Raw genomic sequence first — 26,176 nt, 5'->3', positions numbered from 1 at the left:
CACAACGATAAGAACCTGTTCGGCCGGAAGCACTCAATGAAAACCGCTGCAACCTCGCTATGGCGGGCCGTAAATCTTGGCCCGCCATGCAGCTGTCCGATAGCCGCCGAACTTGGTCTCGACGCGTTCGAAGATGCCAACAGGTTCGGACGTGCAGATACTGCTCAACAGGTATCACGTCGTACAACGGGGCTTGTAAGATACAGACTGCTTCGTCTTGCTATCGCCGTCTGGCGGAGGGTAAAAGGCAAGGCAGATCGACCCCGTCGCGGATCCCTGCCTTGAAACCAAACTCGGAGCAGCTTTCATCGAATTCTCAGATCTGTAACAGTCCCGCTGGCGCCCGGGTCCATCATGGGTAGGCTGAATGTGCTCCATGAGGAGACTTAGGGTCTCTGCGGCGCCAGCCTCCGGGCCGCCGGATGTAACCAGACATCTGGAAGGAATATAGCTTGCATGCTCCTGAGGTTGATTTACCGTAATTGTCCGTCAGCTATCGCGCCTTCGTAGCCACAGCCATCGCGTTAGCACGGTTTGGGCAATCCTCTTGCCAACAAGCCTGGGCAACGTTGGTTCATTATTTATTTAGGGATATCTTGAAGTCCATTCCGCAGCAGACACGGGAGGCAACAAGTGCCATCGAATGCCCATGTCATCATTCTGGTTCACGGGATCAGAGACTATGCTCTTTGGCAGGAACGAATCCGAGGCGTATTGGCGGAACACTTCATCGTCAAATCAACAAACTACGGCCGATTTGATCTTTTACGTTTTTTAATCCCAATTGCCTACTTCCGAGACAACGCCATTGAAAGCGTTTGGGATCAAATCAGAGATGTAAAGAAGGAGTATCCGAAGGCAAAATTTTCCTTTGTAGCTCACAGCTTTGGAACGTATATATTAGCGAATATTTTAAGTAGAGAGTTCGATTTCAAAGCGTTTCGTGTAGTGTTTTGTGGCAGTGTTATTAAGTACAATTTTCCTTTCGAGCAATTGACGGAAAGATTTACCCCTCCAATCTTGAACGAAGTCGGCACTAAAGACATTTGGCCAGCTTTGGCAGAGTCCGTGACGTGGGGCTATGGTTCAGCGGGAACGTACGGGTTTCATAGACCGAGGATCCGTGACCGATGGCATACGGGCGCCCGGCACGGTTATTTCCTCGATCCGGTATTCTGTCGGAAGTTTTGGGTCCCGTTTTTCCGGGAGGGAGTGATCGTCGACGGAGCCTCGGATCCCGAAGATCCACCAGCGTGGCTACAGGCGCTTTCTCTTTTTCGTTTGAAATACGTGACGCTTTTGGTGCTTGCTGCGATCGCCGCCATGTTCGCATTCGTACCTCAACTTCGAGAAGCGGTGGGCGGCGTCTTCGGATCTCAGGTTTGTTATCCCTACGAACCCGTCAACGACGCGCCAGACAGGTCGCAACCGCGGCGCGGTTGTCTACCTCGGCGACTGTCTTACGTTAAATGGATAGACGAAACGGCTTACTCGGCTGTTGACCGCAAGACGGGCCGTTGGCCCAGTGATCGAGCAAACCGAATTCTCACAATCAATGCGGTGGATGTGAACGGGACTCCGATCTGGGAAGAGCAAAACTTACTTCGGGTCGATGCCGGACGTGTGTATTGGCAGCCCCCCTCACCGGGTGGATGGACTGAGATTGTCGGGGAATCCGCTGATATTGTGCCCGGGCAAACCGGGGCTCTCCTGAGGCGCCAAGATCCAGAGCAGGAGTGCAGTCCGGGCGCAAAACGAAAGCTTCTTGAGACCTTCCTTCCTATAAGTTTAAACGACACGACCAAAAGGCAAGATCAAGAGGTCGAGATGTGCTTCAGATGGGCGGATTTCGACTGCTCAGACAAAATTCCATTGAGATTGGGAAACAACAACTCACCATTTGGCATATGTGTCGGGCGCGTCGTTCGTGCGATCAAGGACTGAAAAAGTAGAATAAACTCTCTGCAAATAGCTTTTTGAAGCAGGGGGCCGGTCGATAGGCGCCATCGCAGCAGCCGCCTTCTGTCGGCCTTATTTTTCAATGTCTCCGTAGCCGCCAGGCTCCATGGCGCCGCAGGCCGATGACAAAATAAACCGTTGCGGGGAAGAGCCCTTTCGACGATTCGGGCGTGCTATCGAGGTGCATAAACATAAGGATGCCCATTTTAATCCTATCGGGTGCGGCAATGTGCGCGGTCGAGATTAGGTGGCGGTGTTGATCAACGATGAAAAAATTGAAATCTGAAAGGCATCACTGGTGGCCGGAGACGGTTTCCGAATTCTGGAAAAACAGCCAAGGGGGCGTGCACTGGCTCCGTCCGGACGGTAGCGAAAAAGTCCTCCCTGCAAAGCAATTAGGTGTGATCGGAAATGGGCATCACATCAAATTTAGCTCCAACCCCAATGAGGAAACGGTTTGGGACGAATCCTTCGAGGGCCATTTCGACACCGCCGATTCTAACTTCAAGTACGTTATTGAATGGCTTGAAGCGCTGCCTCGGAAGAAGCGGGAGGGACGCTTGGAAGAGAGATTCGATCCATTTCCCGCGCCGGACAACAAAATCGCACTTCTCGCGGAATGCCTGGTTTCGCTGGCGGTACGCAGCCCGATGACTCGCGAAGCAGCCGTCTCGCTTGCGGAGCGTCTAAGGGGCCGCCTCGAGACCCGCGAGCGGAATCGCATCATTGGCCTGAATATGCGTAACATGCATAAAGCTGCCGTCAAGGATATCGGAGTTCGTGGGAAATTCCTGGCAATTTACTCGCCTGATCGTGAGTTTATCTTTGGAGACGGATTCTTCCACAACATCACGACCGTCAATCTTACGATAGCACCTCGGATCCTCGCACCGCTCACCCCACATATCTCAATGCTGTACGCGAGACCGACAATGTACTCGACCGAGCCGAGGTTCATGACGTTCGTCGCAACCCGAGACGAGACCAAGTTTTTGAATGACATGGTCCAGGTGTATGCCAAGGACGCGATCTATTACTCCACGGAACGTCCTGAGATCCTCGACGCTTTCCGACAGGGCGTTCATCGCATGTATGAGTTCCCCCATCCCCTGGAACGCTTAGTAAGCTGTTTACCGTGAGCCGGGCGCTCTGCGCTTAACGGCAATTGCCTCAATCAGCACGGCTCGTCCTTCGTCGAGATTGCGAGCGAGGTTGGCTGTCGCGGCCTTGAATTCCGTCCCCATGGCGAGATGGAGTCCCAGGGGCGGGACAGGTTGAGCAGCCTGTTGCTTGTGGAGCGCCTGAAACCAGGCGAGGGAGGCATCGGTTCGATCTGTCCAAGTCATGATCTCAAGGCCTGCCTTTGCCAAATGGGATTTCATCTCGTCCTGCGTGAGCAGATAGCTCCCCTCCGGGGTCTTGGACCACGGAACCGGATAGACGAGCGGGCCTCCGCCTCCTGCAAGAACATCGTAGATGGCGAGACGACCGCCCGGTCGCAGGACGCGGCTCGCCTCCGAGTAGAACCCCGTCCGATCGGCGATGTTCATGGCAACGTGCTGGGTCCACGCAATGTCGAACTCTTCGTCATCGAAGGGAAGGGCGAGGGCGTCACCCTTCTGGTACGAGACCATTTCGCCCAAGCCTGCACGTTCGGCAAGATATGTCGCTGCGGCGACGAAGCTGTCACTCAGATCGATCCCGGCGACGACGCATCCGTACGTTGCCGCCAGATATCTCGACGGGCCACCGAGGCCGCATCCAATATCGAGCACGCGTTCGTTTGGACGGGTGGAAAGCGCCTTCGCCAGCTCGACCGTCGCCAGCAGCCCACGGGAATGAAACTGATCCAGCGGAGCCAGTTGCTCGATGGTCAATTTCCCGTCGTCCAGACCCGCATCCGACAGCGCCGCCTGAAGGCGGTCCATCAGGGCGTCGCTCCTGTAGTATTCCTCAACCTTCCGCTTCTCGACCATCTGCATCCCTCCCTGGACAATCATCAAGTCGTGCCGACCCTGCTGGATCTTGTGGCAACTGGTTTAAAGGGAAAGCCTCCGGTGACGAACTATATGAACGTATAGGTTACGTGGTATGCCGCGGATGAGTTCAAATTCAACTCCCGCGAACAGGAACGGACGGATGATTTCAGATGCTGGGGAGAACGCGGGCGAGGTCATGACCGTCGTGCAGACGGCCATGATGGGAGGACTTCCTTATACCGCCCCAGAGATGGCATATTTGCTCACCCGACGATTTCCGAAGGGCTGAACATGCTGTTTGCAGGCGTGAAGTGAGAACGATGACGAAGTTCATTGCTTCAGGTCGCCGTAATTTCCCGTGGTCGCATTGTCCTTCGAAAGGAAGTGCATGATGTCGGCACCGCTCGCGTCGAAGCCGATGTTCCAGTCACCACACGTCGCCATGCGGTCGATTCCTTTGATCTTGCTTGCAGCAGTGTTGTCGTACGTGGCGTAGACCTGGACCTCGGACGTGCTCCCCATCTCGAAGATCGTGCCTAAAGCACTTGTTGGCCCCTCCTTGGCGATCGCGGCCTTGACCTGCGAGGGCACTTCGACACCTCCGCCACAGCCGACGCTGAAGGGATTGCCATCGGTAGGGGGCTCGTCCGCGCAGGTCGATTTCGTCCGCTTGAGTCTGTTGTCGTCCACATCGACCATCGGCCCGGTGCAAGGGCGAAACGTGGCCTTGCCTCCCGAACGCGCGACAACGAACCCGTAGATCCCAGTGGATCCCTGGAGTTCGTACGGTCCGTCGACGATCATGAGTTTCCGGATGTCGATCTTCGCTTCAAAACGCTGCAGGTCTTGCGCGAGGACGGCACCGGTCCAACCGACGAACGCCAGTGCTACGGCACAGAACTCAGTTCTTGCAGCTTGCCATATTGCCATCGTTGTTCCTCCTTCTCTCGGCGGAATACGCTATCGCCCCATCGTTCCGGACTGCAAAGAGCACCGCATGCCAACAAGGCAGGACATCGTTTCGGCATAGTAGGTACATCGTATCGGTCGTCCCGAGTATCTGGCGCAAGCGGCGAGAATCCCTGCAACGCGCGTATTCCTCATAACTCTGATCTGCCTTGTCAGGAGGCTTGACTACGGCGTTGGTGATCGACTTCTGCCCAAACCACACCAAGTCCGCCATCTCCTCGGCAGCCGCATCCGCTGAATTCCTGACAACGAAAAGCAACGCGACCAGAGCCGCAAGCATCAGAACGAGCCCCGTTCGCCTGACGGGTTTCACGAGCGGCCGAACAAACGCCGACAGCAGATAAACGACAGCGAGACCAGCAATCGTGAGAAGAACGGGCCAGGAATTGAGTGGCACGAAGGCGTAGACCAAGACGGTCGCGAGAGAAACGTCGACCTGCGTCGCATCGATGTCGAATTTGCCCAAGTATGCCGACAGATACGCCCAGCCGCTGAAGTACACAAACGCCAGCGGCGTCGCCGCCGCCGCAGCCTCAACGATCGCCGTCCTAGTCCCGGTCAAATTTGCCCCCAGAGCGTGTATGCGATGGGATCCGAGAATGCCTCAAACTTGGGAATTTTCAAGCTGTGGGCGAATGATCGTCAGCTCAGCTGGCAGCCATCTTCAGCGCCTTCTCGATCTCTTGATCCAGCATCTTGCCGACTTCGAGAACATCAGCGTTCTCGAACTGACCGAACTGCGCCGAGGGAAGATCGTATTCAAAGGTCGAACCGCCCGACGCGTCCTCGTAAAGAACGATGCGAAGCGGGGCGTAGATGCCCGCGGCACAGACCTTGCTGGTCATCTTGGATGCGGTGAGAGGATTTCCGATTTCATACTGGACGATCTTCCTTCGGCGGTCGATCATCTCGTTGGCGATCCCATGATCGCGCTTCACAAAAATCAGCAGCGGTGGCCCGGCTTCAAGTTCGCGTCGGACAGCCTCTGCGTCGCCCTTAGCAAGTCGATCCCAAATGCCATCATCGATGTGTGGGACTTGCGCTTCCAAGGCCGCTACAGTTTCTTCGAATGGCTTGGGAGAGCCGATCTTCTTGTGTTCGACGTTCAACGTGTTGCTCGACGAAGTCGGTCATTGGATTACCTGTCTGGGTCTGGATAGAAGCTGCCGCGGGAGAACCGTTCGCGGCCGCGCGCTGTTTTCAGCCGAAGAGGACGGCGTCCATGGTGATGTTCGCATTCAGCAGCTTCGAAACCGGGCAGTTCTCCTTGGCGGCCGTAGCGAGCTTCTGGAAGAGCTCGTCGGTCGCTCCGGGGATCTGCGCTTCCACCGTCAAATGGGCAGAGGTGATGGCAAATCCCTCGCCAACGCTTTCGATCGCGACCGAGGATTTTGTCTTGATGCTGGTGGCGACGAGTTGGGCCTCTCCGAGAACGAGCGAAAATGCCATCGAGAAGCAGCTCGCATGCGCGGCACCAACGAGCTCCTCCGGATTGCTTCCCTCCACGTCGCCGAAGCGGGACGAAAACCCATAGGGATAGGCATTGAGCGCGCCACTCGCGGTCGAGATGGAGCCCTTGCCGTCCTTCATGCCGCCAGCCCATTCTGCGGAACCGTTGCGAACAATCTTCATATCTGTCACTTCCTTTTGTTACTGAGCCGTAGTCGGCAATAGTCGATCTGATGGCCTGCTAGTGGCACGGGAACCCAAGCAAGTGACGTCCGTCGTGGACGAACTCATGCACGTACATGCTGTCGAAGATGGCGGTGGCGCCTTCCTCGGCGCCGACGAAGTAGATGGCGAGCATGAAGAGAAGGCCGCCAAAGATGGCCCAGGGGATCAGCTCACGGATCGGTATCGGCGCGGGCAGGGTGCCTGCGACTGGTATGGCGATAGCTTCCGTCATGATGTCGTCTCCTATGCGGCACTGGTTTTGGGGTCTTGAACGCTGGCTGTGCTCACTGCGATCGGGCCACGTACTCGCGAATGATGGTGAGTGTGCCGGGGAATGCAGGTCGCGTTGACGAGAGCGATAGGTTCGCCATGCGGCGTGTTCAGGTACGCTTGACGCCACACGGCAGCGCGTTCGGCCACGTCGCCCTCAGTCAGAATGCCTAGCGAGATCAGCAGGTGGTTCATCGCAGAGACCCATTGTCTGTAGTAGGCCTGATCGGGACTTTCACCAGGTCCCGCGGGCGCGCGCTTGATTTCTTCGCTGAAGATCTCCACCCACTCGTCCCATGCGAACAGTCCAGTCTCGTTCAGGCGGACCACCATCGCGAAGGCTTGAGCATGCGACGGGTGCTCGAACGATTTTCCGCCGTTCGGGGTGGGTACCCGCTTGTTGTCGATCATCATTCGGCGGCTCCTCCGATCGGCTCGAGGTATTCTTCCCAAAGTCCGAGCCGAAGCGTGTTCAAAGGATCGGCGTTCGGTCCCCATAGCTCCTGAGCGGTGAAGCTGATGCTATAGACGTGCTGTGGAGACGGTATGTCGCCATGGGCCATCGTATCCGGCAGCGTGAAGACACCGAGATCCGCTGCGATGACGCCCTCGCGACCGCGGGCATAGCGGACGAGTCTAGTATGGCCGATCGGCTGTATCTTCTTCGTCCGAATTCGCTGGCCGACCGTGAATGCTGGTTCGATCGGAAGATCCACCCGCGTGGGCGTGCCACGGCTCAGGGCAAACGGCACGATGTCAGCAGTGAGAACCATAGTCACGAGTATTCCTCCTTTACCTTGGCCAACGTCGCTGCCAGCTCCTCGGCCGTGATCAGTCCCTTTTCCTGAAGGAGCGTCTCGGTCGCGTGAAGCCAGTGTTCGTAGTAGCTGACAGTCATGTATTCGACCGGATGCATTCGCTCCATCGCGTGCCGGAATTCGTCAGTATTGAAGTGCCCGACACCGTTCACAGAAACGAGCATCGCGAACACACGACCTTCCCATGGCTGAAAGAATGCGGGTTCCTTGGGTGTATGAGCGATCGGGCCGAGGCCGTGCATGCCACCCATGTCATGGACACCATTCATTTGACTCTCCTAGCAATGGTTCCATTCGGCATCCTTGGGGAAGCCCGCGCCGATCATCGAATCCCGTGTGACGAGGTCTGCGAGATGGTTTTCGCCCCAGCCATCAGTTCCAGCAGGACGTTCCGGGAGGACGAGATAACGTGTCTCGGCCGTGCTGTCCCAGACCCGGATTTCCTTGTGGGCGGGAATATCGACGCCCATCTCCTTGAGGACGCCGCGCGGGTCGATGACCGCTCTCGAGCGATACGGAGCTGACTTGTACCAGGAGGGCGGCAGACCGAGGAGCGGCCAAGGATAGCAGGAGCACAGCGTGCAAACGATAAGATTATGGACGGTCGACGTGTTCTCAACCACGGCCATGTCTTCGCCCTGAAGTCCGGAGAAGCCGAGTTCGGCGATGGCCGCCGTGCTTTCGCTGGAGAGAAGTCGCTTCTTGAACTCTGGGTCCTCCCAAGCTCTCGCGACCACTGCGGCGCCATTCCGAGGGCCGATCCTGTTTTCGTACGCATCGACGATCGCGTCGAGCCCGGCAAGATCGACCAGGTTCTTCTCGACGAGCAGGGACTCGAGCGCCTTCACCCTGAGTTCCAGCTCTGAAGGTGGTTCCGTGTGCTCATGGTCGTGGTGATGATCTGACATGCCGCCCTCCAATGCTGCCGGGCGTGAAGTGGCCCAGCCGCAACCGCGTTCGTTCCGGGGTATCCGTGTTGCGAGATTGTCGGCGCGCTCAGGCAGCTCCGCCACCTATACGAATGTATGGTCGTGACCTGGAGGGTTTGTCGTCTTGTGTTCAGCGATCTTTGCGCAGTCAGGGAAAGTCACTTCCTGATCGAGCGCATACCAACCGCAGACGCTGTCGAAATTGCATACCGGGCCGCTGAATTCGAACGCTATCAGGTCCTTTATGAAATCCGACAGCAGTGGGCCGCGTGAAAGTCTACGGACGCCGACTTATCGAAGGCGTGCTCGGGATCTCCGCGTGCACCGATGGCACTTACGACTTTTCTGACGCGGTTTTCGATGCAGAGGTGATCGGTCGTCAAGAGACGTCCAACCATCTTCATAGATAGGTATCTTCTTCCCCGGTAGCGGCGTCCTAATCAAGGCAATGAATGTAGGGAGGTCACACAGGATGCGTTGCCAGCTCTCGACCAGAAAGCCCACGAAGGATCTAACGGACAGCCGCATTGCCCGCGCGACGGGGAAGTAGGCGTGACCGGAATGTTGGCAGTCTTCCAATCCGGAAGCAGTTTGACGAGCCTTCCACGGTCGATGTCTTCCCGGCAGGCCCAGGAAGTCGTCGAGGTTACCCCAAGCGCTGCCGTGAGTGCTCCTTCCGTATCATTGACCGACAGATCTTTACTCCATCGGATCCTGAAGCGTCTCACGAGCAAACAGGATCCGAAACGACAGCAGTACCGATCAACCGAACCCTCGATTCCGAAGGATCTCCAGTCATGTCCAAGAAAGTACTCATCACAGGCGCCGCAGGCGATACCGGTCGCGCGGCTGTAAAGGAATCCCTCGCACTGGGCCTCGACGTCCGTGCAATGGTTCGCAAGATCGACGAACGCTCCGACGCTCTCGCCAAACAGGGCGCCGAAGTCGTTGTTGGCGATCTCAACGACATAAACACGCTGGTTCCCGCTCTCGAGGGAGCCGAGGCGGCCTACTTCGTCTGGCCCGTGGCACCTGGATTGATCAACGCGACGGTCAACTTCGCGCAGGCTGCAAAAGAAGTCGGAACGAAGGCTGTCCTCAATCTCTCGCAGCGTTCCGCCGACCGTCACTCGAACAGCGACTCCTGCCGGGATACTTACATCTCGGAGCAGGTGTTTAACTGGTCCGGTATCCCGGTTATCCACCTGCGTCCGACCTATTTCCTAGAATGGCTCCTCTACCCCTGGCAGCTCCCATTCCTTCAGCAGGGCGTCCTACGGATGCCAGTCGGAAAGGGCCGCCATTCGCCGATCGCGGCAGCCGACCAGGCGCGCGCCATCGCCTCCCTGCTGAAGAACCCGGAAGAACACATCGGCGAGACTATTCCGCTGTCCGGTCCCGTGGAAATGAATCATGAGCAGATGGCCGCAGAACTGACCGAAGCTCTCGGACGGAAGATCGTCTTCCAGGATTTGCCCATCGAGGAATATATCGCCTCACTCAAGCAGATGGGCGTTCCGGCATACGTACTGCAACACTTCAGCGGCGCGATGCTGGACTACCAGCACGGACACATGTCGGGAGCTGACAACAACATCGAGCAGCTCACGGGCGAACGCCCGATGACCGTCGCCGAGTACGCAAGGCGTCATGCCGACGTGCTGAACGCGAAGCAGTAGCCGATGCCGCGGGCGCAATCCGTTTCTCTGCAACCCGTGCATCCAGACCGCATCCCGGCAGCCGGGCAGCGCCATCACTATTCGAGGAGATCAAAAATGGACTACGTTGAATCACTGACATCGCGTAATGCCGAGTTCGCTGCCGAGAAATTCCAGCCCGAACTCAAAATGCTTCCGCACAAGCGCGCCGTCATTATCGGCTGTGTGGACCCCCGCGTGGATCCGGTGGAGATCTTCAAGCTCGAGCAGGGCGAGGCAGCGGTCATCCGCAACGTCGGCGGCCGCGTGAACGAAGAGATCGTCGAAACCATCGATATCCTTGCAACGGTGGCAAAGGTCGCCGGAAAGGAAGTTGGCGAGGGTTGGAACCTCGTCGTCCTCCATCATACCGATTGCGGCATCAAAGGATGCTACAAGAACGCGCCCGATCTGCTCGCCAAATACATGCAGGTTCCGACTGGGAAGCTCGAAGAGCTGGCGGTCATGGATCCTTACAAGGCGGTCGAGATCGACGTTAGGGCGCTGAAGGAGGCAACGGTCGTCTCTTCCGGCTTCACCGTTGCGGGTCTTGTCTACGACGTGGCGACGGGGAAGACCGAGACTGTTGTGCCGCCACACCGACTCCGGGATTAAAAGCCGTTCATGCAGATCGGCTTACATGCCTGATGGTACCCGAAGGTATCGGGCGCCTCAGGCATGTCTGGAGGCTCGTTCCATCCCTCCCCAAGGAATTCCAATCCTACGCCCGCTACACGAAGCTTCTGAATCGGGCGGAATGGCTGCACGTACTCCGGTTACTGAACGCACGCCTCCTCGCACCCGGACACGTCACCCGGGATCGTCAAGGAAGGGAACTCTCGAATTACGCGTTCACCTGATCGGCGCCTGATCTGAACGCGTTCGGTCTCATGCTGGCCAGGTCGAAGATCTCGTCCGACGATCTCGCATTCCGGCGAATTGTCTGCGGTGTCGTTCCATAGATCTTGAGGAAGGAACGCCGCATCCTCTCTGCGTCCCCAAGTCCGGTCTGGTCCGCAATCTCTTCCATTGGCAATCTGCCGCCCTCGAGAAGTAGCCGTGCGGCCTCCACACGCAGCGCCTCGACGGCGCGGGCAGGGGTCTGACCAATTTCAGCCTGGAAGGCCCGGTTGAACTGCCGAACACTAAGGCTCGCGGCTTCGGCGAGACGTTCGACGGAGAGATCGCCCGTCAGATTCGATCTTGCGAAGACAAGTGCCCGCTGGATGCGATCGGTCTTCGGTTCCATGTCGAGCATGGCCGAGAACTGGAGCTGGCCCCCGAGGCGGCGATGGTAGACGACCAGCAGCTTTGCGATCATTTTCGTCGCCTCCGCACCAATATCGCTCTCCACAAGAGCAAGGGCGAGGTCGATGCCGGAGCTCATGCCTGCGGAACTCCAGATCGGACCGTCGACGACGAAGATCTTGTCGCCTTCCATGCGGACGCCCGGGTAGCGCTTTTCGAATTCCGGCACGTTGTACCAGTGCGTCGTCGCACTCCGGCCGTCGAGAAGGCCTGCATCAGCCAGAACGAACGCGCCTGCACAGATCGACGCGATCCTTCTCGATGAAGCGCGAGCTTTGCCGAGGAAGGAAAGAAGTTCCGGGCTCGTGGGCTCGATCTCGGTGCCGCCACCCACGAGAAGCGTGTCGAACTCGGGATCGTCGAATGGCTTCGTGTCGATTGCCACCCCGAAAGATGACGAAACAAGACCGCCGGACTCCGAGAGCACCTCGAGCTGATAGAATGGCTGCTCCATCACACGGTTGGCGAACTCGAAAACCGGGAGGGCTGCGAGGCTCATCATCTGAAAATTCGGACTGACAATGAAGCCGACGCGTTTCATCTGCGGTCTCTGGATCGTTATCGGTATTTGGATCTCCTAGACATAGCATGTTTGGTGCAAAATGGATCCCATACATCTGTATGGTTTTGGCTCGCGGGCGAACCCCCGTGGACACCTGTTGAGCGACGACAGGATTAAACTGCAGCGGATGTAAACGATCATGGGCGGCACCGATCAATGCGATTTCAGCTCGTCTTCTGTTGATGCGGCGACCAGAGCGAGGATCACGAGGCCCTTCGACATGACGGATATTCGCGGCATGACGTACGATGTCGGCCACAAGGACGAAGTTCACCGAGGGTCGTGCGACCGTCTATGGCCCTTGAAAAGCGTCCACAACATCGCAAGCAATCCGGACATCAGGACCAAAGGGAGTATAGGCAAGATCCCAAACAAAGAGCGAAGACCCAAAAGCTGGGATCGAGCATCTGCTGTTTCACGATTTTCAGTCAGTAGATCCAGAAAATCCATGACCGACATATTCATCCACGTTCCAGTTTCGATATAGTCCAGGATCTCGGAGAGCAGCACTCCGACGGACAGAAGCAGGAAAGTTCCAACGATAAGCTGCGAGGGGTCGCGCCCCGAATTCTTATGGTCTTCTGCCATTTCCAATTGATAAAGTTGACCGCGCTCGGACGAGTTTAGGCCAAATTGGGCCGAACTCCTACTATCTTGTCGTATGGTTAGACCCGCGGGACCACGTCTTAAGGGGGCAGTCTGGTTCCTTTTTCAGGATCCTCCGGTATTGAAGGTCGGTGCGTTTTCGCCCCGGCCTTTTTGTTGCCAGAATTCCTGGCTCAGACCTCGAAAGCGCGCTTTAAATCGGATGCGCCGGGCGCGTCGCATGCCTTTCGCAAGAGTTCGGAGAATCGCCAATCTTGACGTGGTCGTTTAAGCCTGTTGAATGCCCGCAAATAGGCATCAGCGGGAACTACCTAAAATGACCGACCTATTCATCGAAACCAGCCACGGCTTGCTCGCCTACATTGGCACCAAGGGTTGCGGCGGTTCAACTTGAGCAAGACGCCTGCGCTACGCAGCCCTGTTGCCGAACTCCGCGGCGATCTCGGCGGCCTCAAGTCGAGCAGACGTCTTGTAAGGATAATGTTTCCAGCACCACCAATCGTCACGGTCTCCCTTCGTGAATCCGAAGCCAGCCCAATCTCCGCAGTGACATTTCCTGGCGATCAGGATAGGCGCGTCTGATAAAGTTTTCCGCTCGATGTCGCTCATGGTCACCTCCGAGTCTTATGTTCTTCTTTTGTTCTATTTTTACTATTCTGTCAATATCGTTTGCATCTTCGACGTTCCTGAGGGCCTAGCTGTTTGGCGAAACCGATGAGACATGCTCCGGCAGATTTTCAAGTCGTCGATCCACTGCTGCGCATGCATTGCAGAAATATCGGAACCGCTTCGGCGCGGCCTCCTTGCCGAAGGCCCAGTTGAGAATCCTCATGCCGAGACTCTGGCGAGGCGTCACCTTTGGCCCCTCGAAGTATTCGACAATGCCTTTCCGGAAGCAGTCTCTCGACCCTAGCAATTCCGTCAGATCATCGATCCGCGAATACAGGATTGTCGGTTGATAAAAATGCTTAACTGCCGACTACAATCTGCGCCCGAGTTCGTTTCACGTTCGGCGACTAGGAGTCGAACCTAAACTTAATCCGCATCGCATAGTCCGCTCGCCCCGCGCTGCGGGACCGAACAACAACAACTATGCGAATTGAAATGACTGACAATTTTTCTGCGAAAGCCTTCCAACGCAAAATCGATGCGTTCTGCCACCTGCGTTGTGCGCAATTCCTGACGGCCGAAGAGCTCGACCGATTCCAGGGTTACATGCGCACGCTCATCCAAACCTGCAGTCTCCCGCCGCGCGTCCACGGTCAGACTGACTGGTCGTCGGTTTCGCGTTCTTGCGGCGTAAAGAAGGAGATCCTCTCGACCAATGCCCGGCTCATCGACCCAGGCTTGGATGCTGTCGCTCGCTGGATCCGGAGTGCTTCTTTGTCCGGCAAAGCGCCAACAAAACCTGTTGGTACGTCGAAGGAGAAGATGACAACGAAGGTAAAGCCAAAGCGAGCGGCACAATCAGACGCGGCGCGAGCGCAGACTGTATCGAGACAGCCGATCGTCCAACCCTCTTCAGGAGGATCGGCTCCGGCAAACGTCGGATTTGTGGAATTTCCCACGCCATTGTTTGATCAATGGATCGAGCCCAACGATTTCGCTCAGGCGCTTCAATTGCATCTTCGTCGGCATGGCGAGACATATTGGAAGCTTCATCGCGCGATCGTCGGCCCTGATGAGGCGATGGACAAGGGCACCCTGCTAAGCTGGATAGAAGGCCGTCGCGTGCCACGTAGCACCGACAGCTTCGATATCCTGCGTCGCATCGAGCGACGTTATCGCCTGCCGGAAGGATATTTCAAGGCCAAATTGCCGCATCCGTCACGTTCCGCATCCGGTTTCAATCTTTCCGAGATCGACCCCGCCGAGCGGCGGCGTATCGCGTGGCATCTGCCGGAAGACTTCAATTCGTTGCCATTTCAGAAGCGCGAGGAAATCATTGACTGGGTTCGCCGGGTGATCATCAGCGGATCGACCGACTACCGAAAATTCCAGGCGGCTGCATCAAAGCAGCGATACGCGATCCGTTTTCCGGGCGTCTCGTATGGAGCACGGGCGTTGGGAGATGGCAAGATTAGCGTTCCCGCCGACCACGAGCAAACCTGGATCGAGGATCCCGACCTTCTGTCCGGCGTGATCGATGCGCCGCCAGCCCTTGCCATGGAAATGGCCGACCTCGTTCGTTTCAAGACCTCGGCGCTCACCTCGATCGGTTTCCAGCGCAATGGCGTGTGGGGGGAGGACACGGCATCACAGAAGATCGAACATCTGGGGCTCATGTTCGGCGCATTGGCGGCGTCGAAGCAAGGTGAGGTCGGCGGATATGGCGTGCCCCTTCGCCAACTGACATTCGGCTTGCTTCTGTTTCCCGGCATTTGGGACTGGTATCTGCAATGGCGGGAAAGCCGCCGCGGCTTCTACACCGCGTGGGAAGTGGACATGTTGCGCATCGCTTTGGCCATCACCAAGCAAGGCACCGGTTGGCTCCGGCAGCATCCGGAGCTTCTGCAGCGCGTCCAGCCGATCCCTGGCCTCGTCTCCCAGAATGAAATCGACTACGCACGAGAGGACTGGCACGGCGCCTGCGATGATTTTCACAAGCATGCGTCTCACAGGGTGAAAGAAATCCAGCGCATCGCCCGCGTTCATCGCGATCCATTCGAGCCGATCATGCCAGTCCTCGAGGCGGCAAGTCCTGTTGGTGAGTACCGTAAGATCACGGAGGAGATCCTTCGCTTGATGCCGGATGAGGATCGTTATCCGCGTCCGGCCGCTGAAGCGGTGCGGTCCTTCTTGATGCTGCGCCTCGGACTGCATCTCGGTCTTCGGCAGAAGAACCTGCGCCAACTGATGCTCTGCCCACGTGGTGAGATGCCGAGGTCGGAGCGTTTGCTCGAAAAGACGAAGCGTGGGGAAATCCGTTGGAATGATCGTGAAGGTGGCTGGGAAGTCCTGATCCCTGCGATTGCGTTCAAGAACGCCCATTCGTCATTCTTCGGTGACAAGCCATTTCGCTTGCTTCTTCCGGATCTGCTCGACCTCTACAAATACATCGATGCTTACGTCGAGCGTCATCGGTCGGTCTTGTTGCGCAACGCATCAGATCCGGGGACATTCTTCGTAAAGACGGTGAAGACCACCAGCACGAACGCCGCCTATGACATCACAACCTTCTACGAGGCTTGGCGTCTGATTATTCAACGCTACGGCATCTACAATCCGTACACGGGCAGGGGCGCGATTAAGGGCCTGCTACCTCATGGCCCTCACAATGTCCGCGATGTCTTAGCGACCCACATTCTCAAGCAAACCGGGTCCTACGAGCAGGCGAGTTACGCCATTCAGGACACAGCAGACATGGTGGCGAAACACTATGGTCGCTTCCTCCCGCAGGATAAGGCGGCGCTGGCTGCGCGAATCCTCAATCAGGTTTGGGAAGCCGCCTAAGTAGTCGAAGGCGCGAGGCATCAAGGGTGAATCCCGGTGCCTCGGCCGAAAAAGCCCAATCGATCGATGGTCTCCCGCACAATAATGCCATGGCGTTGTAGAGAAAGTTGCGACCTTCGTGCGAGCGATAAGAATAGCTCACGCTTTACCTGGCAAGCGCCCCCAGTCTGGAGGAGCATCAACAATGAGATTCTGCGCCAGCAAGCTCGACCTCTTGACGGCGCTGCCATACGTGTGATGCAGGTCGGTAACAGTATACGCTGACAATTAATCAACTCCGCAAGAATAGGTTGAAACGGATGCGACGGAAGCTCTAGTTTTCGGCGTCTGGGGAATCCGCATGTTTGTCTCGTACCGCGCAATCATAGCCGCTGGCATGTCCATGGCCGTCGCTTCGCACTGCTTCGCCGATGAGTCCAGCTCCTCGGGAACCGGTTTTGCCGTGACCCCAGACGGCTGGATCCTGACCAACGCCCACGTGGTCCAGGATTGCGGGCGGATCGAAGTGAAGGGGAAGGGCGATGCCACCGATCCTCGCATCGATGAAATCAATGATCTGGCGGTGGTCAAGATCTCCGGCAGTGATCCCTTCAAGCCGCTTTCATTCCGAAAATCCCCGACAAGGCTCGGCGAGGACATCGTTGCTGTTGGCTACCCTCTGGCCACGCTGCTTGCGGACTCGGTCAAGATAACCACAGGGAACGTGAACGCTCTCGCCGGGATCCGCAACGACACCAGATACATCCAGATTTCGACACCCATCCAGCCTGGAAACTCCGGAGGCCCGGTCGTCGATCGGAATGGATACCTCCTTGGCATCACCACCGCCACGCTGTCCAAAAGGACTGCGGACGAGATCGGCATCACTGCGCAGAATGTCAATTTTGCGATCCGTGCCTCGGTCGCCGAGCTCTTCATGCAATCTCAGAGCCTCGCCGAACAAGTTGCTGACAATACTGAAAATATGGCCTCCTTGTCGACGGCCGATCTAGCGGATCGTGTCACGCCTTCGGTCTTTCAGATACTGTGCTACCCACGCGCTGACGCGCAGGTAGCGGCTGTGCCGTCCGAAGCACCGAACACAGTGCAAACACAGCCGCCGGCGAGTTCGGTCAACCTACCGACGGAGAGCGCGGTGACCAATGAACCTTCCCTTGAGGTTCCGCGCGCTCGGAGCGGATTCGTACGTCATCCCAAGGGAGTTGCACCCATCAAGTCGGCGGCCAACGGCGACGCTAAGACAATCGGGCAGGCATCCAACGGAAGCCCAGTCGAGGTTCTGGAACTGCGCGACGACTGGTATCGCGTCCTCGTTGGCGGATCCGCCGGGTACATGCACTACTCGTGGGTGCGCGTGAATCAGTTCGAGGAACCAGCGGGTGACGGACGGTTCGTGCAGGTAAAAAGCTTCCATGCCCTTGATGAGGCTCGCTCGTTTATCAGGGGTGCGCCGATCCCGCTCTCTGCCCATCTGGCCGCAAACGGTTGGATCGCTGTCACCCTGCATGACGTCTACGGAGAGCAGGAAGCGAAAGATTTGTCCAACGCCTTGAAAGCCCATGGGCTGATCGCGAAAGACGCGATGGTGACCTACGGAAACACATACGTCCGCAAGGTGTGCTGCGACTGACATCGGTTCATTGAAAGGAAAGTTATGAGAGCGACGTTTCGAAATCTTCAGGTCTCCCTGGCCGCGCTCGTTATCGTGTTCAGCGCTGTCCCGGCATTCTCGGCGGAAGATCACTCGATTTACTACGGGTCACGGGCGGGCATGCATCTGACGACGATCTCAAAGAGTGGCATCGGAACCGCCAATGCCGTGATCATGGTCAAGCACACGCCCAAGGACGCGAAGGCGGTCTGCGTCGAATATGACCAGGACAACTCGATGGCTTGCGTGAAGCGCACTATGGCGGAGGTCAAGGTCGGCGACCGGGTGACAGGCAATTGTGTAAAGCGCACCTGGACTGACATGTACGGGCAGTCCTACGCTTTCGAGGGCAAACCCAAGAGTTCGGACATCATGGCGGACTATGCTGTGCGTGACCTTAAGTCAGGAGAGGTCCTCGATGGATCCTCGGCATCCGGATACGGCGTGGCCCTCACGATATTCCAGCAACTCTGTCCGGGCATCGCGAAATGAGCCCCGGAAGGCCTTTGACGCTGGCAATTTTCGGGTTGATATCCGCGCTATCGAATCCTGCAGCATCTGCTGAATTCTCCTTCGAGGGTGTGAAGAACGGGCCAATCACTGAAGCGCGCTTCAAATTGAAGGGCGAGATAGATGAAGGTGACGTCCAACGGTTGGATGCGGCCATTCAGGTCTCAGGGATCACCCATGCGCAGGATCCTTGGCGCAAGATGGTCGTGTCGCTCGACAGTCCGGGCGGCTCCTACCACGAAGGACTCGATCTCGCCCTCGCGTTTCGTCGAAGAGGGCTGTCCACGGTGGTGCGCTCCGGCGATCAGTGCCTCTCCGCCTGCGCGATCGCCTTTCTCGGCGGGGCCGAACTTCCGAAGGATCCCAACCCGGTAGGCGAAGATGATCCCCTGCCGGACCAGCTACCGGACCGATCTCTTGAACCGGGAGCCGTGCTCGGGTTTCATGCTCCCTACCTTGACGTCCCGAACGACAGTTACGATGCGGCGACGGTCGCCGACGCATATCGTTCGGCGGTGCTCGGCATATCGAGGCTGGTCGCAATTGCGGACAGGCTTTACGTCGTTCCCGCAGAATTGCCGAAGCTCCTTGCGCCGACGAAGGACGAACTCTTCGTTGCCGACAATGCAGACAGCGTCCGAGTCTTGGGCATCGACTATGACGAGCGTTCATATCAGATGCGGAACAAGCCCGGGATCACACGCTCAATGATCGTGAACGGATGCGTGAACCGATACTACCATCTCAACCGGAGAAGCAGCCAAGAAGGCTTTGCAGTCGCCAAAGCGACGATTGACGAGTTCATCGAAGGCTCTCAGCTCATGGAAAACGGCGAGGACAAGATCGCATTCGGAACGCACCAGTTCCGACAGGGCGCTATCAGGACGTGGGTGGCTTACCTTCCAATCGCCAAGACCGCAGATGGCAAGAATTTCGTCTGGTGCCTGTTCGCCCCCGATCCCTCCGATCTCAAAACCTTTTACAAGGCCGCGGGATCGGTCGAGGAGTTGTTCGCGAGTTTCAAGGGAAAGGGCGATCTTATGACTTTGTCAACCGACAGCGACATGATCGCGCCCTCAACAGGCGATTGGATCTACGACATGATCCGCGACATCGACCTCGTCCCGCCCGATACGAAACTGCGCAGCGTCGCCAACGTTCTTGATCAATATTTCGATTCCGAAAAGGTTATGAATTGGAAAGCCCGTTGAAGAGATCCGGCCGTATGCGTCTGATCGTGGGGGCTTCCGCGTTTCTTCTGGCGGCCATGGTGGCCGCCCAGGCCACGAATACTCCTTGTAGCGGCCGGAAGGGCGGTATTGCAAGTTGCCAAGGCGAAACGTTTATTTGCAACGACGGCTCGGTCAGCGCGAGCAAGCGATCGTGTTCGGCGTACATGGGAGGCGCTGTTGGCCTTCTCGGAGGGGCATCGCCTCAAATGACCCCTGCTGTCGACGGACAGTCGATCGGGTGCATATTGCACCGGTCCCCGAGGAGGGCAGTACTGCATGACTGACAATGGGCAAAAAAGTTATCTGAGGCATTGAACGCGCGGCATAAGGCGAGCGCTTCTTTCACACGTCGTTTGCGGACGAGGAAGGGACCTGGAGTGAGATCGGTTCTTGGAATCGATGCCGCTTGGACAGAACGCGAGCCCAGCGGCGTCGCGTTGATCTCGGATGATGGCTCCGGTTGGAGGCTCGTGGATGTCACATCGTCCTATGATGCGTTCACCCGGATCGACCAATTCCAAAAGATTGCTAGACATCGCGGATCAATTCCCGATGCGTCAGCCATCGTCCAGACTGCCACGAGCAAGATCGGCACCCCGATCAATGTCATTGCGATCGATATGCCATTGGCCATGTCTCCGATCGTCGGCCGACGCGCGTCTGACAACGAGGTATCAAGGATCTATGGCGCAAGGCACGCGAGCACCCATACGCCTAGCATCACCCGCCCGGGAAGGATCAGTGACGACCTTCGGATCGGCTTCGAGACGATTGGCTATCCGCTGGCAGTGTCAGAATTCGAAGGACAAGCGCTGGTGGAAGTGTACCCGCATCCGGCCCTTATAGAACTTGCGGCCGCCAACAGACGGCTACCATACAAGCTTTCGAAGATCGGCAAATATTGGCCCGGCGCCGTTTCGGGTGCGCGGCGCGAGAATCTGATCAAAGTCTGGGCCGAGATCATCGCTCTTCTCGACGCCAGGGTTCAAGGCGCAGCGAAGGCACTTCCGCTGCCCGTTCTTGCCGCTCGAGGATTCGAACTGAAGGCGTTCGAGGACGCGCTCGATGCGGTCGTCTGTGCCTGGGTAGGAGCATGCGTGATGGACCGAAAGGCGAGGGCGTTTGGAGATGACGAGTCCGCGATCTGGATCCCCGATTTAAGTTCGCATCCCGGGTCTCTGACCTAGCAGCCGTTTTCTGCGTGGATCGCTTGAATGAAATCTCGCCCATCGCGCTTCACAGTGGTCACCGTCGCGGAACCGTCGCAGGTCTGTTTCCCATTGCGGAACCGATAGCGCACGGCAAAACGACTGTCGCCGGTCCTTTGGATGTCGACCAGCGTAATGGGCTCAGATAGAGCGCCGTAGAAGCCAGTCAGCGCCCTCGGACTGAACGCACCCTCCTTCGTCTTCTCTGGAACGACGAAAGTCGACGCAAGCCTGCCGTCGCCGGAATGCAGGGCGGCATAGAATGCTTCGATCGTGGTCGCCGCTGTTCCGTAGCTTTCTGTGATATCGCGGTCGGGCGAGATGGACTTCGCCCATGCGAGGAGAGGGCGATGATGATGCCCGGTCATCGCAGGCATTGGATTGACGACTTCGACGAAGACATCCGTGTCTCGAAGGCGCGTCATCTCCTTTTCGGTTTCCTCGTTCGGAACCAGCTGAACTTCATCGAAGATGTGCTTCGGATCGGCGAAATCGTCTCCCGTGATGCAGATCGGATGATCAAGCTTGAGAATATAGCCCGGCTCTGGTGTGTCGCCCTTTTGGACGTCCTCGAAGTTTGGCGGCCCAGCGAAGATTCGATGGCTGAGATGGCCGCTAAGTTGCGAGGGTTGCTGCTTGGAGACGTCATAGCAGGCAGCCTGCGTGGTTGACGCATAGAAGAGTGCCGCAGCTGCGATGCTGATGACGGCGTATGTTTTCATCGGATAGCCTCCCGGTGTTGCCGCCGACGATAAATCGCTTCCCGTGGAGTTGGAAGAATAAGCGATCAGATCTCTGCAATGGGAAACGACATCCATTCTATCTCGGCTGCACTCAAGCTGTAGCTGTCGTCACTCTCGGCACCTCTAACAAGAACGCCTTTGTCGCAGAGGTCGTCTACGATCACCTTCGCGGTTGGCCGAGGGCGGGCCGGATGTCGTTCAGAACGGGATCGCGCTCTCGGCCACGGTGCACTGGCTGTTCGACCGTCATCTGATTTCGCTGACTGACGACTATCGATCCATTTGCCGAAGGACGCGAGGCTGCGGCCGCATCCGGCGTATGTGGCGCGGCATCAGGAGCGGTTCAGTCCGGTTTGATTGCCGCCCAAGGATCTTATCGGTTTTCAGGGAAATCAGCAGCTGAGTGACATCGATAATTCGACGGTAGATTGGACACCTATCGCTGTCATCTCCAGATCTCAATATTTTACATTTTCTGTGTATCGTGCCATCTCTCGCCGACGATTCCGCAACAATTCAAGAAGAATGTCGTATCGGACATGTATGTTTTTCCGTCTCTACTGAACGTATAGCCGATGTCGACTCTCGTTTCTCTTATTCCAAGTATCAAGGGCAATACCGATTCGATTGGACTTTGTCCGGAGCTCGCAGAGCAACAATCTTTAAACGTATCCAGAAATTGTTCTGCTGTCGTAATGTCAGAGGGAATTGTGTTCCTTTCGTCAGACAAAACTCTATCAATTCCTATCTCGATAAGTCGTCCGTTAGTAAAGAAGGAAATTTTCTCATAACAAAAACCGATTATGTTTAGGGAAATAAAACCCGCGATCAAAGCGAGCGCAACGAAGCGAAAATTGCTCACGGTAAAACCTTCCTTGCTTCCAATCCGATGTACTGGCACCGGTAAGAAGGCAATGATGAGGAAGGTCGGTGCGGTTCCGCCCCCAGCCACTAACGAAAATGTGGAAATAATAAAAGTTTTCAGGTTTGTGTTTCTGGTCAGTAAGCAGATGAGCTTTAAAACCTTTTCAGCCGACGCAAAGCCCTGAATGCGGAATATGAACAACTTCAATCCATCCCAAGCCTTCGCTGACTTTTTCTTTCTTGCCATCGACCACGGCTTCGCGAGTGTTGAAAATGGTGGGGGTCCGCTTGTTCCGTTTACAATGCTTGTGGACCCAACGGGTCAAAAAAAGCTCACCCGCTTTGCCATGGACAAGCTCGAAGATGGTGTGCAAGCCGCCAAGAATAGTGTCGTGCCGACTGGGGCGACAGCAATGTATGCGATAGCTTGGGACGGATTCATCACGCTTGAAGGGCGCAAATGGGACGCTATTTGCGTTGAAGCTGGTGAGGCCCAAGCCGAAATCGGCGTGCTTTTTTGTCAGCGATACACTACGGCGAAGAAAGGATTGCTGCGGAGAACCCGCTCAGTCCGAGTGGGCAACCCGGCGCTCATCGGAAATCCCCCGTCTCGACTGTGGGTCGGCGGTGGGCTGTAGTGGCCGCAACTCTTCATCCCGTCGAGACGCGTTATACTCAAGGTTTCCTATGGACCTGCCACGTCCGAAGAAATCTTCGCCAGCCTCTCCGATAACCAGCATTATAGGGGTTATTGCTGAGTGTTCACCCTGATTCCATTGGGTTAGTGGCTGGGGTTCCGCCCGGCCTTTTTTGTTGCCTGAGAGGCTGGGGTTTCCTCAGGGGGATCAGTGCCACGTATCCAGCAACGGCTCGTCGTCAAAGTTTCCATTGCTGGCGGCATCGTACGGGTTGATGCTCCGACCGCCGCCACGCGTGCCATATGCCGTCAACTGAACCATGACCTCTTTCGCACGCTCAATGGCCTCGTCTTCGCTTCCAGCGTGACCGTCCGCGACCTTGATCGACACCACTTCCCCGCCGTCTCCGACGAAATCTATCCGCCAGCCCGTTTTCTCATGTGCAACTTTGGTTTCCAGCAAGTGCATGTGACTACCCGGCCTTCCTGCCTTTGAGATCGGCCTCGACGCTCTTCCGCAGCGCATCCATGATGTTGACCACATTCGACGTCTGAGCGGATTCGGCAGTTTTCCCCTTCGCCGTTTTTTTCGGTTTCAACGCCTTTTTCTTCTCATCAATGAGCTTTAGCAGACTGGTCTGAATGGGATCGCTGACCATGTCCGGCGACCAGCGCGCGGTCTTCTGCTTGATGAGCTTCTGGACGAGCGGAATGAGATCCGGATCTGCTTTCTCGTCGATCTCCTCGAAGTAATTCGCCTCCGGTCGAACCTCGTCGCCGAAACGCAGCGTCCAGAGCACGATGCCTTCGCCGCGCGGTTCCAGGACGACCGCCCGTTCTCGGCGGCCCATCACGAGCTTCGACACGCCGAAAACCTTGTCGGCCTTCATGGCATCCCTGATCACCGCAAATGCCTCGTTGCCGACGGCGTCGTCCGGCATCAGGTAATGCGGCTTCTCAAGGTAGATCCACTCGATGCTGTCGGCCGGGACGAACTTGTCGATGTCGATCGTCTTCACTGTGTCGAGGGCAACGGCATCCAGATCGTCCTCTGTGAGGATAACGTAGTCGTTCTCCCCGCGAGCGTAGCCTTTGGCTTCGTTCTCGTCCTTGACGGGCTTGCCCGTGACGGAATCGATGTACCGGGAGACGACGCGGTTGCCCGTCTCCTTGTTGAGTGTATGGAAGCGAACCTTCTCGCTTTCGCTGGTAGCCGGGGTCATAGCCACGGGGCAGGTGACGAGGGAGAGTTTGAGATAGCCTTTCCAGTAATATTTCGGAGCCATGACCTATCTCCCTAGCTGGCCTTGCGCCGCGGAGCGGCCCCGGAAGAGGCGGCTTTCGAAGCCACTCCGCGCGCGGCGCGCTGCCTGCCAGTGCCTTGATTGGCATTGGCCGCAGTGCGTTTCGGTTTGTCGTCAACGGCCTTCATCATTCCAGCACTCTCTCGGAGCGCGGTCAGCAGATCGCTGGGCTTCGACACCTCGACCTTCTTCGGCTTCGGAAGCGACCTGCCTTCGAGCTTGGCTTTCACCAGATCGGCGAGGGCGGCCTCGTAGCGGTCGTCGAACGTCGCGGGATCGAACTCGCCCTTCTTGGTGCTGATGATGTGCTTGGCGAGTTCGAGCATCTCGCCCTGGATCTTGAGCTTGGGCATCTCCTCGAAAGCCTTTTCGGAGGAACGAACCTCGTAGTCGTAGTTAAGCGTGCTGGCGATTAGGCCCTTGCCGTGCGGCCGTATCAGCACCGTACGCATTCGACGGAATAGGACGGTGCGGGCGATGGCWRCGACCATCGACTTCTTCATCGCMTCSCGGAGAGCCGCGAACGCGTCTCCGCCCATCTTGTCGGGCGTGAGATAGTACGGCTTGTCGAAGTAGACGTCGTCGACGTCGGAGCASGGGATGAASGCCTCAATCTCTAGCGTCTTGTTGCTTTCAGGGATCGCGGCGGAAACTTCCTCAGGATCGATGATGATGTACTGGCCGTTGTCGATCTCGAAGCCCTTGGTCTGGGCTTCCTTCGGCACAGGATCCTCGGTCTCGCTGTCTATGAAGATGCGGTTGACGCGGTTGCCCGTTGCCTTGTTGATGGTGTTGAAGGTGATGCGGTCGCTGGTCGAGGCTGCCGTGTAGAGAGCGACGCCGCAGCTTACCTCACCGAACTTCAGAAAGCCTTTCCACTGTGCACGCTGTCCTGACGGCATGACAAAATCTCCGAATCACTAATACGCGACTCAAAGACGTGTCAGGTTGATTCGTTCCGACTCAAAACGAATCATTTTTCAATACTTTACCGAATTTCTCTCTCAAATTGATTCAGCCGCCCACGCTCATCGAATTGCGTCCGACGGTGGTGGAAAGCGGTGAATATCTGTTCAGTTCGGGAGGCACGGCAACCACCTTCCTCCAGCACAATGCCGGGCACCGCTTGGGGAATTCCGTGGCCGCTTCAAGCGCACCATCATCATCAATATCTCCGGGGAACCACCGGAATCGTAGTGAGTTTCTACTGCGGACGTTCATTCGAAGGAGAAGCCCGATGGCACAGACACCGACATCCCGCGGCCACGCACAGGATCGAGCCCGCGTGGCCGGCGGTCAGGATCACGAGGTCAAGTACGAAGCAACGAAGAAAGGCGTCTCGAAAGATGCCGTCAAAAAGGCCGTGAAGAGCGCTGGAAACTCACGGAAGAAGGTCGAGGCCGAGATTGGTCGCCGTTAGGCGGCCGAGCGGCGTGGTCGGACGGGACAGGTCCCCGTGGATGTCCTGTCTTTTGTAGTCTGGGATCATGGCGACGCCGCAGTGTCGTAACGAAGCAATCATAGCCACACAGGCCTGCCGCCTCCACGTCTGGAGTAACGCATGTCCAAGAGCACACAGGAAGACCACCTGCTAATGTCGAAGGCGGTCCGTGAATGGTATCGGTACTACGAGGTGGAGTGGGACGATCAAGCTTCCTCGTTTTTGTGTGATGCCGCCATCGAACTCTACAATGAGGGCTGTCGCTCGGTAGAAGAGATGGCGACCGTTTTGATCGGCACTTACGTCGGGCTGGCCGCCACGCGCGTTAACGCGCCATCTTCGAGCTCAGTGCATTGACAGGC

The 26,176-nt window shown here is 57.0% G+C and carries 30 protein-coding genes; 13 read left to right on the top strand and 17 right to left on the bottom strand.

The genetic code is table 11. From position 1 onward, the window contains the following. Positions 1 to 633: 633 nt before the first annotated feature. Both AC1DUP_RS26590 and AC1DUP_RS26585 read left to right on the top strand, forming a co-directional pair. Complete coding sequence (locus tag AC1DUP_RS26590) at positions 634 to 1,944, top strand: lipase family protein (protein ID WP_477835641.1); 1,311 nt, start codon at positions 634 to 636, stop codon at positions 1,942 to 1,944. 281 nt (positions 1,945 to 2,225) lie between these two features. After that, a complete protein-coding gene (locus tag AC1DUP_RS26585; protein WP_477835639.1) occupies positions 2,226 to 3,098 on the top strand; it encodes a hypothetical protein in 873 nt (290 codons plus the stop codon). Here the strand turns inward: AC1DUP_RS26585 and AC1DUP_RS26580 are convergent. The 10 genes from AC1DUP_RS26580 to nthA all read right to left on the bottom strand — a co-directional run bounded on the left by AC1DUP_RS26580 (position 3,090) and on the right by nthA (position 8,577). Next, on the bottom strand, positions 3,090 to 3,935 hold the full coding sequence (locus AC1DUP_RS26580) for a class I SAM-dependent methyltransferase (protein ID WP_477835637.1): 846 nt from the start codon (positions 3,933 to 3,935) through the stop codon (positions 3,090 to 3,092). The genes AC1DUP_RS26585 and AC1DUP_RS26580 overlap by 9 nt on opposite strands. Positions 3,936 to 4,268: 333 nt before the next feature. Then, positions 4,269 to 4,868 (bottom strand): hypothetical protein, encoded by a 600-nt coding sequence (locus tag AC1DUP_RS26575; RefSeq protein WP_477835635.1) that lies wholly within the window; start codon positions 4,866 to 4,868, stop codon positions 4,269 to 4,271. Then, complete coding sequence (locus AC1DUP_RS26570) at positions 4,840 to 5,469, bottom strand: hypothetical protein (protein ID WP_477835633.1); 630 nt, start codon at positions 5,467 to 5,469, stop codon at positions 4,840 to 4,842. The genes AC1DUP_RS26575 and AC1DUP_RS26570 overlap by 29 nt, the downstream gene beginning before the upstream one ends. A gap of 85 nt (positions 5,470 to 5,554) precedes the next feature. Continuing rightward, positions 5,555 to 6,016: a DUF302 domain-containing protein gene (locus AC1DUP_RS26565; protein WP_477835631.1), complete on the bottom strand. Its 462-nt coding sequence runs from the start codon at positions 6,014 to 6,016 to the stop codon at positions 5,555 to 5,557. 91 nt (positions 6,017 to 6,107) lie between these two features. Beyond that, positions 6,108 to 6,539, bottom strand: coding sequence for an OsmC family protein (locus AC1DUP_RS26560; RefSeq protein WP_477835629.1), 432 nt, complete (start codon positions 6,537 to 6,539; stop codon positions 6,108 to 6,110). A gap of 58 nt (positions 6,540 to 6,597) precedes the next feature. Beyond that, positions 6,598 to 6,813, bottom strand: coding sequence for a CbtB domain-containing protein (locus AC1DUP_RS26555; protein ID WP_477835627.1), 216 nt, complete (start codon positions 6,811 to 6,813; stop codon positions 6,598 to 6,600). Between the two features lie 11 nt (positions 6,814 to 6,824). Continuing rightward, positions 6,825 to 7,265 carry a nitrile hydratase accessory protein gene (locus AC1DUP_RS26550; protein ID WP_477835625.1) on the bottom strand — a complete coding sequence of 147 codons (441 nt, stop codon included), beginning with the start codon at positions 7,263 to 7,265 and terminating at the stop codon, positions 6,825 to 6,827. Next, entirely contained in the window at positions 7,262 to 7,624 is a 363-nt protein-coding gene (locus AC1DUP_RS26545) for an SH3-like domain-containing protein (protein ID WP_477835683.1), read from the bottom strand. Before AC1DUP_RS26545 ends, AC1DUP_RS26550 begins: the two co-directional genes overlap by 4 nt. Positions 7,625 to 7,626: 2 nt before the next feature. Continuing rightward, complete coding sequence (locus AC1DUP_RS26540) at positions 7,627 to 7,938, bottom strand: hypothetical protein (protein WP_477835623.1); 312 nt, start codon at positions 7,936 to 7,938, stop codon at positions 7,627 to 7,629. Positions 7,939 to 7,947: 9 nt separating this feature from the next. After that, positions 7,948 to 8,577, bottom strand: a complete 630-nt coding sequence (gene nthA / locus AC1DUP_RS26535) for a nitrile hydratase subunit alpha (protein ID WP_113309203.1) — start codon at positions 8,575 to 8,577, stop codon at positions 7,948 to 7,950. An 818-nt stretch (positions 8,578 to 9,395) separates the two neighbouring features. Here nthA and AC1DUP_RS26530 point away from each other — a divergent pair. Both AC1DUP_RS26530 and AC1DUP_RS26525 read left to right on the top strand, forming a co-directional pair. Continuing rightward, on the top strand, positions 9,396 to 10,277 hold the full coding sequence (locus AC1DUP_RS26530) for an NmrA family NAD(P)-binding protein (RefSeq protein ID WP_477835621.1): 882 nt from the start codon (positions 9,396 to 9,398) through the stop codon (positions 10,275 to 10,277). Between the two features lie 96 nt (positions 10,278 to 10,373). Beyond that, the gene (locus AC1DUP_RS26525) at positions 10,374 to 10,910 is read left to right on the top strand and encodes a carbonic anhydrase (protein WP_477835619.1); all 537 of its coding nucleotides are present in this window, start codon (positions 10,374 to 10,376) and stop codon (positions 10,908 to 10,910) included. Between the two features lie 229 nt (positions 10,911 to 11,139). Here the strand turns inward: AC1DUP_RS26525 and AC1DUP_RS26520 are convergent, their stop codons facing one another. After that, a complete protein-coding gene (locus AC1DUP_RS26520; RefSeq protein ID WP_113309200.1) occupies positions 11,140 to 12,144 on the bottom strand; it encodes a GlxA family transcriptional regulator in 1,005 nt (334 codons plus the stop codon). 1,035 nt (positions 12,145 to 13,179) lie between these two features. After that, positions 13,180 to 13,380: a hypothetical protein gene (locus tag AC1DUP_RS26515; protein WP_113309198.1), complete on the bottom strand. Its 201-nt coding sequence runs from the start codon at positions 13,378 to 13,380 to the stop codon at positions 13,180 to 13,182. Positions 13,381 to 13,875: 495 nt separating this feature from the next. On the opposite strand from AC1DUP_RS26515, the gene AC1DUP_RS26510 reads away from it, so the two are divergent. The 5 genes from AC1DUP_RS26510 (at position 13,876) to AC1DUP_RS26490 (ending at position 20,804) form a co-directional block, all read left to right on the top strand. Next, a complete protein-coding gene (locus AC1DUP_RS26510) occupies positions 13,876 to 16,224 on the top strand; it encodes a hypothetical protein (RefSeq protein ID WP_477835616.1) in 2,349 nt (782 codons plus the stop codon). Positions 16,225 to 16,564: 340 nt separating this feature from the next. Continuing rightward, positions 16,565 to 17,854: a trypsin-like peptidase domain-containing protein gene (locus AC1DUP_RS26505; RefSeq protein WP_477835614.1), complete on the top strand. Its 1,290-nt coding sequence runs from the start codon at positions 16,565 to 16,567 to the stop codon at positions 17,852 to 17,854. A gap of 24 nt (positions 17,855 to 17,878) precedes the next feature. After that, the gene (locus AC1DUP_RS26500) at positions 17,879 to 18,367 is read left to right on the top strand and encodes a hypothetical protein (RefSeq protein WP_113309196.1); all 489 of its coding nucleotides are present in this window, start codon (positions 17,879 to 17,881) and stop codon (positions 18,365 to 18,367) included. A gap of 14 nt (positions 18,368 to 18,381) precedes the next feature. Beyond that, complete coding sequence (locus tag AC1DUP_RS26495) at positions 18,382 to 19,596, top strand: COG3904 family protein (protein WP_477835612.1); 1,215 nt, start codon at positions 18,382 to 18,384, stop codon at positions 19,594 to 19,596. Between the two features lie 398 nt (positions 19,597 to 19,994). Next, positions 19,995 to 20,804: a DUF429 domain-containing protein gene (locus tag AC1DUP_RS26490; protein WP_477835610.1), complete on the top strand. Its 810-nt coding sequence runs from the start codon at positions 19,995 to 19,997 to the stop codon at positions 20,802 to 20,804. Here the strand turns inward: AC1DUP_RS26490 and AC1DUP_RS26485 are convergent. Next, the gene (locus tag AC1DUP_RS26485; RefSeq protein WP_477835608.1) at positions 20,801 to 21,547 is read right to left on the bottom strand and encodes a hypothetical protein; all 747 of its coding nucleotides are present in this window, start codon (positions 21,545 to 21,547) and stop codon (positions 20,801 to 20,803) included. The two genes, AC1DUP_RS26490 and AC1DUP_RS26485, sit on opposite strands and share 4 nt — an antisense overlap. Positions 21,548 to 21,740: 193 nt before the next feature. Between AC1DUP_RS26485 and AC1DUP_RS26480 the strand changes: the two genes are divergently transcribed. Beyond that, positions 21,741 to 21,971: an HNH endonuclease gene (locus AC1DUP_RS26480; protein ID WP_477835606.1), complete on the top strand. Its 231-nt coding sequence runs from the start codon at positions 21,741 to 21,743 to the stop codon at positions 21,969 to 21,971. Between the two features lie 63 nt (positions 21,972 to 22,034). Here AC1DUP_RS26480 and AC1DUP_RS26475 read toward each other — a convergent pair whose 3' ends face one another. Then, entirely contained in the window at positions 22,035 to 22,634 is a 600-nt protein-coding gene (locus AC1DUP_RS26475; protein ID WP_477835604.1) for a hypothetical protein, read from the bottom strand. Between AC1DUP_RS26475 and AC1DUP_RS26470 the strand changes: the two genes are divergently transcribed. Continuing rightward, positions 22,627 to 23,070: a hypothetical protein gene (locus AC1DUP_RS26470; RefSeq protein WP_477835602.1), complete on the top strand. Its 444-nt coding sequence runs from the start codon at positions 22,627 to 22,629 to the stop codon at positions 23,068 to 23,070. The genes AC1DUP_RS26475 and AC1DUP_RS26470 overlap by 8 nt on opposite strands. A gap of 207 nt (positions 23,071 to 23,277) precedes the next feature. Here AC1DUP_RS26470 and AC1DUP_RS26465 read toward each other — a convergent pair whose 3' ends face one another. From AC1DUP_RS26465 to ku (AC1DUP_RS26455), 3 genes are read right to left on the bottom strand one after another with little or no spacing between them, the layout of a single operon-like run. Further along, the gene (locus AC1DUP_RS26465; protein WP_113309191.1) at positions 23,278 to 23,538 is read right to left on the bottom strand and encodes a hypothetical protein; all 261 of its coding nucleotides are present in this window, start codon (positions 23,536 to 23,538) and stop codon (positions 23,278 to 23,280) included. Positions 23,539 to 23,542: 4 nt separating this feature from the next. Further along, complete coding sequence (gene ku, locus AC1DUP_RS26460; protein WP_477835600.1) at positions 23,543 to 24,355, bottom strand: non-homologous end joining protein Ku; 813 nt, start codon at positions 24,353 to 24,355, stop codon at positions 23,543 to 23,545. A gap of 11 nt (positions 24,356 to 24,366) precedes the next feature. After that, positions 24,367 to 25,275, bottom strand: coding sequence for a non-homologous end joining protein Ku (ku, locus tag AC1DUP_RS26455; protein ID WP_477835598.1), 909 nt, complete (start codon positions 25,273 to 25,275; stop codon positions 24,367 to 24,369). Positions 25,276 to 25,610: 335 nt separating this feature from the next. Here ku (AC1DUP_RS26455) and AC1DUP_RS26450 point away from each other — a divergent pair, with 335 nt between their 5' ends. Beyond that, positions 25,611 to 25,793, top strand: coding sequence for a DUF3606 domain-containing protein (locus tag AC1DUP_RS26450; protein WP_477835596.1), 183 nt, complete (start codon positions 25,611 to 25,613; stop codon positions 25,791 to 25,793). A 141-nt stretch (positions 25,794 to 25,934) separates the two neighbouring features. Beyond that, complete coding sequence (locus tag AC1DUP_RS26445; protein WP_427147109.1) at positions 25,935 to 26,171, top strand: hypothetical protein; 237 nt, start codon at positions 25,935 to 25,937, stop codon at positions 26,169 to 26,171. Positions 26,172 to 26,176: the final 5 nt, after the last annotated feature.

The sequence above is a fragment of the Rhizobium sp. 01L419 genome (assembly GCF_056400025.1).
The sequence above is the reverse complement of the archived record's forward strand: the minus strand, read 5'-3'. Positions and strand labels throughout refer to the sequence as shown.

Bases quoted from the DNA above. Each gene is read 5' to 3' on its own strand.
- AC1DUP_RS26500 (WP_113309196.1), top strand. From the start codon at position 17,879: ATGAGAGCGACGTTTCGAAATCTTCAGGTCTCCCTGGCCGCGCTCGTT.
- AC1DUP_RS26575 (WP_477835635.1), bottom strand. From the start codon at position 4,868: ATGGCAATATGGCAAGCTGCAAGAACTGAGTTCTGTGCCGTAGCACTG.
- AC1DUP_RS26560 (WP_477835629.1), bottom strand. From the start codon at position 6,539: ATGAAGATTGTTCGCAACGGTTCCGCAGAATGGGCTGGCGGCATGAAG.
- AC1DUP_RS26525 (WP_477835619.1), top strand. From the start codon at position 10,374: ATGGACTACGTTGAATCACTGACATCGCGTAATGCCGAGTTCGCTGCC.
- AC1DUP_RS26505 (WP_477835614.1), top strand. From the start codon at position 16,565: ATGTTTGTCTCGTACCGCGCAATCATAGCCGCTGGCATGTCCATGGCC.
- nthA (WP_113309203.1), bottom strand. From the start codon at position 8,577: ATGTCAGATCATCACCACGACCATGAGCACACGGAACCACCTTCAGAG.
- ku (WP_477835600.1), bottom strand. From the start codon at position 24,355: ATGGCTCCGAAATATTACTGGAAAGGCTATCTCAAACTCTCCCTCGTC.
- AC1DUP_RS26530 (WP_477835621.1), top strand. From the start codon at position 9,396: ATGTCCAAGAAAGTACTCATCACAGGCGCCGCAGGCGATACCGGTCGC.
- AC1DUP_RS26585 (WP_477835639.1), top strand. From the start codon at position 2,226: ATGAAAAAATTGAAATCTGAAAGGCATCACTGGTGGCCGGAGACGGTT.
- AC1DUP_RS26580 (WP_477835637.1), bottom strand. From the start codon at position 3,935: ATGGTCGAGAAGCGGAAGGTTGAGGAATACTACAGGAGCGACGCCCTG.
- AC1DUP_RS26450 (WP_477835596.1), top strand. From the start codon at position 25,611: ATGGCACAGACACCGACATCCCGCGGCCACGCACAGGATCGAGCCCGC.
- AC1DUP_RS26555 (WP_477835627.1), bottom strand. From the start codon at position 6,813: ATGACGGAAGCTATCGCCATACCAGTCGCAGGCACCCTGCCCGCGCCG.
- AC1DUP_RS26445 (WP_427147109.1), top strand. From the start codon at position 25,935: ATGTCCAAGAGCACACAGGAAGACCACCTGCTAATGTCGAAGGCGGTC.
- AC1DUP_RS26510 (WP_477835616.1), top strand. From the start codon at position 13,876: ATGACTGACAATTTTTCTGCGAAAGCCTTCCAACGCAAAATCGATGCG.
- AC1DUP_RS26515 (WP_113309198.1), bottom strand. From the start codon at position 13,380: ATGAGCGACATCGAGCGGAAAACTTTATCAGACGCGCCTATCCTGATC.
- AC1DUP_RS26545 (WP_477835683.1), bottom strand. From the start codon at position 7,624: ATGGTTCTCACTGCTGACATCGTGCCGTTTGCCCTGAGCCGTGGCACG.
- AC1DUP_RS26485 (WP_477835608.1), bottom strand. From the start codon at position 21,547: ATGAAAACATACGCCGTCATCAGCATCGCAGCTGCGGCACTCTTCTAT.
- AC1DUP_RS26550 (WP_477835625.1), bottom strand. From the start codon at position 7,265: ATGATGATCGACAACAAGCGGGTACCCACCCCGAACGGCGGAAAATCG.
- AC1DUP_RS26520 (WP_113309200.1), bottom strand. From the start codon at position 12,144: ATGAAACGCGTCGGCTTCATTGTCAGTCCGAATTTTCAGATGATGAGC.
- AC1DUP_RS26465 (WP_113309191.1), bottom strand. From the start codon at position 23,538: ATGCACTTGCTGGAAACCAAAGTTGCACATGAGAAAACGGGCTGGCGG.
- AC1DUP_RS26540 (WP_477835623.1), bottom strand. From the start codon at position 7,938: ATGAATGGTGTCCATGACATGGGTGGCATGCACGGCCTCGGCCCGATC.
- AC1DUP_RS26470 (WP_477835602.1), top strand. From the start codon at position 22,627: ATGAACAACTTCAATCCATCCCAAGCCTTCGCTGACTTTTTCTTTCTT.